3 protein-coding genes are annotated in these 3,410 nt (G+C 62.9%); all 3 read right to left on the bottom strand.

What is annotated here, in order from left to right:
- Positions 1 to 1,130 (bottom strand): iron-containing alcohol dehydrogenase (locus J4721_RS19630; RefSeq protein WP_211003466.1); only part of this gene is annotated, 1,130 nt, incomplete at its 3' end.
- 93 nt (positions 1,131 to 1,223) lie between these two features.
- Positions 1,224 to 2,606: an aldehyde dehydrogenase family protein gene (locus tag J4721_RS19635; protein ID WP_211003467.1), complete on the bottom strand. Its 1,383-nt coding sequence runs from the start codon at positions 2,604 to 2,606 to the stop codon at positions 1,224 to 1,226.
- Positions 2,607 to 2,688: 82 nt separating this feature from the next.
- Positions 2,689 to 3,410, bottom strand: a 722-nt coding sequence (locus J4721_RS19640; RefSeq protein ID WP_247656221.1) for a glutamine synthetase family protein, incomplete at its 5' end; no start/stop codon positions are given.

The raw sequence follows: 3,410 nt of genomic DNA on the forward strand, positions 1-3,410 counted from the left end.
AACAGCTGGGTTAGGTTTGCTTGGTCAAGAACGACCGGGTTTCCGCCGCAGGAAGGGTCGATGAGGGCGCCTTTGACGAGTTCTGGAATGGCGGCTTCGGTGACACCCAGTTCGGACAATCCGCGTGGGATGCCGAGGCTGTCGTTCAGCTCCTGCACATAGGCGCAGACGCCCTCAAAGCCGCCGTCGATGCCCAGATAATCTGCGGCGGTCTTGAAGCGGTCGGCGATCTCCGGCGCGTTGAAGGCCAGCACCGCGGGCATGCAGACGGCGTTGGTGGTGCCGTGGTGGGTGTTGAAGAGCGCCCCGATCGGGTGGCTCATGGCGTGGATCGCGCCCAGCCCTTTCTGGAAGGCGGTGGCGCCCATGGCGGCGGCCGACATCATCTGCGCGCGGGCCTCAATGTCGGTGCCATCAGCATAGGCGCGCGGCAGGTACTCCTTCACCAGGCGCATGCCCTCCAGCGCGATACCCTGGGACATCGGGTGGTAATGGGGCGAGGAGAACGCCTCGACACAATGCGCAAAGGCATCCAGACCGGTGCCTGCGGTGATGAACTTCGGCATGCCGACGGTCAGTTCGGGGTCGCAGATCACCACGGTGGGCAGCACCTTGGGGTGAAAGATGATCTTTTTCTGATGGGTCACGCTGTCGGTGATCACGGAGGCGCGGCCCACTTCGGAACCGGTCCCGGCCGTGGTCGGCACCGCGATGATCGGCGCGATGGCATCGGCATCGGCGCGGGTCCACCAGTCGCCGATATCCTCAAAATCCCACACCGGCCGGGTCTGGCCGCACATGAAGGCAACCATCTTGCCCAGATCCAGCCCCGAGCCGCCGCCAAAGGCAATCACCCCGTCGTGATCGCCTGCCTTATAGGCGGCAACACCGGCTTCGAGGTTTTTCTCGTTCGGGTTGGGGTCAACCTCGCAGAACATCGCCCGACCAAGGCCCGCGGCCTCCAGGATGTCGAGGGTGGACTGGGTGACCGGCAGATCGGCCAGCCCCTTGTCCGTGACCAGCAGCGGTTTTTTCATGCCCGCTGTCGCGCAGGCCTCGGCCAGTTCCCTGATCCGGCCAGCGCCAAACTTGATTGCGGTCGGATAGGACCAGTTTCCAACAAGAGTCATAGGTGTGTTCCTGTGATGAAGCCGGGGAGGGGGCGCTGCCCCCGCTTGCCCTGCGGCAAGCCCCCCGGAGTATTTCGGGAAAGATGACGGGGCTCAGCCCGTGACCTTTTTCAGGTGATAGGATTTCGGGCGGGTGAGGTTGTGATAGCCGATGACTGACAGGCCTCCCCCGCGGCCGGTGTTCTTGCAGCCGGTCCAGCACAGGCCCGGATCCAGATAATCGGCGCGGTTCATGAACACGGTGCCGGTTTCGATCTGATCGCCAACACGGGTCGCGCGCTCTACATCCCCGGTCCAGAGCGAGGCGGTGAGGCCAAAGTCGCTGTCATTCATCAGGTCGATGGCTTCGGCGTCAGAGGAGACTTTCATGATGCCCACCACGGGACCAAAGCTTTCGTCACGCATCACCCGCATGTCATGGGTCACATTGGTCAGGATCTGCGGTGTGAGATAGGCGCCCCCGTCATCTTCGGCAAAAGCCGCGATATGGGCCACAGCCCCCGCCGCAACCGCCTCGGCGATCTGGCTGCGCACCTCAGCTGCAAAGCGTACGTTCGCCATCGGGCCGATGGTGGTTTCTGCCTCCAGCGGATTGCCCAGTTTGTAGGTGTTGACGATGGCCACAGCCTTTTCGACGAAGGCGTCGTAAAGGCTCTCATGGACATAGATCCGCTCAATACCGCAGCAGCACTGGCCAGCGTTGAACATGGCGCCGTCGATCAGCGTGTCCACCGCCGCATCAAGATCGGCGTCTTCCATCACATAACCCGGATCCTTGCCGCCCAGCTCGGTGCCGACGCCGGTAAAGGTGCCTGCAGCCGCGCGCTCCATCGCCTGACCGCCACCGACGGAACCTGTGAAGTTCACGAAGTCGAAGGCGCGGTCTGCGATCAGTGCTGATGTGGTGTCATGGTCGAGGAACACATTCTGGAACACATCTGCCGGAATGCCCGCCGACTGGAAGGCCTGCGCCATGCGCTCGCCCACCAGCAGGGTCTGGGTGGCATGTTTCAGCACCACGGTATTGCCCGCAATCAGCGCAGGCGCCACGGTGTTGATGGCGGTCATATAGGGGTAGTTCCAGGGCGCCACCACCAACACCACGCCATGAGGGACATGTTTGATGTAGCGCTTAAAGGTTGCGTCTTCGCCGACCTGGATATCGGTCAGCGCCTCGGCGGCGATCTGCGCCATATGGCTGGCGCGCTCGTTGAAGCCGCCAAATTCGCCGCCATAACGCACCGGGCGCCCCATCATATGGGCCAGTTCCGGCACAATATCGTCGTTCATCGCGCCAACAGCCGCCACACCGGCCATCACCAGGTCAACCCGCTCCTGCAGGGGGCGGGCGGCCCAGGCGGCCTGGGCCGCGCGGGCTGCGGTCACGCGCTCCGCTGCGGCCTCCGGTGGCAGCGTCTCACGCTCGGCATAGACCGATCCGTCGATCGGTGAGATACATTTCAGGGTCTGGCCCATGGTCTTCCTCATGTGGTTTGACGGAGGCCACGCCCCCGTCGTCATCTTTCCAAAAATACTCTCGCCGAAGGCTCTGCGCGCCTCAGGCGCGCTCAAACCCGCGGGCAATTTCGTAATCGGTCACGATCCGCTCGAAATCCTCGATTTCCACCTCTGCCGCGCGCACGTAGTGATCCACCACGTCATCGCCCATCGCGGCGCGCAACATGGCAGAGCCCTTGAGCGCCGCCGCCGCGTCGCGCAGGGTGCCGGGGATCATGCCGGTGTCGCCCTGATAGACATCGCCCGTGGTGGGCGCCTGCAGCTCAAGCCCTTCCTCGATGCCTGCAATGCCCGCAGCCAGCATGCCTGCGATGGCCAGATAGGGGTTCATGTCCGAGCCCGGAATACGGCATTCGACGCGGATGGCTTTGCTGCCGACACCACAGAGACGATAGCCTGCGGTGCGGTTGTCCACCGACCAGATGATGCGGGTGGGGGCAAAGGTGCCCTTCATGAAGCGTTTGTAACTGTTGATATAGGGCGCCATGAAGGCGGTGTAATCCGGCGCGTATTTCAGCAGACCCGCCATGTAGGCCTTCATCAGCGATGACATGCCCAGCGCGTCGCTCTCGTCAAAGAACGCAGGCTTGCCGTCCTGCCACAGCGACTGGTGGACATGAGAGGACGAGCCGACTTTCTCGTGGCTCCATTTCGGCAGGAAGGTCACCGCATGGCCCTGTTGCTGGGCAATTTCCTTCACCGCATGTTTGGCGATGGTGTGATAGGCGGCCGTGTCCATCGCGGCGGCGTATTTGATGTTCA

It is taken from the genome of Phaeobacter sp. HS011 (genome assembly GCF_018101215.1).
Lineage (GTDB): Bacteria > Pseudomonadota > Alphaproteobacteria > Rhodobacterales > Rhodobacteraceae > Phaeobacter > Phaeobacter inhibens.

What these genes read in the sequence shown, in the direction of transcription:
- J4721_RS19635 (WP_211003467.1), bottom strand. Translation starts at nt 2,606, where the DNA reads ATGGGCCAGACCCTGAAATGTATCTCACCGATCGACGGATCGGTCTAT.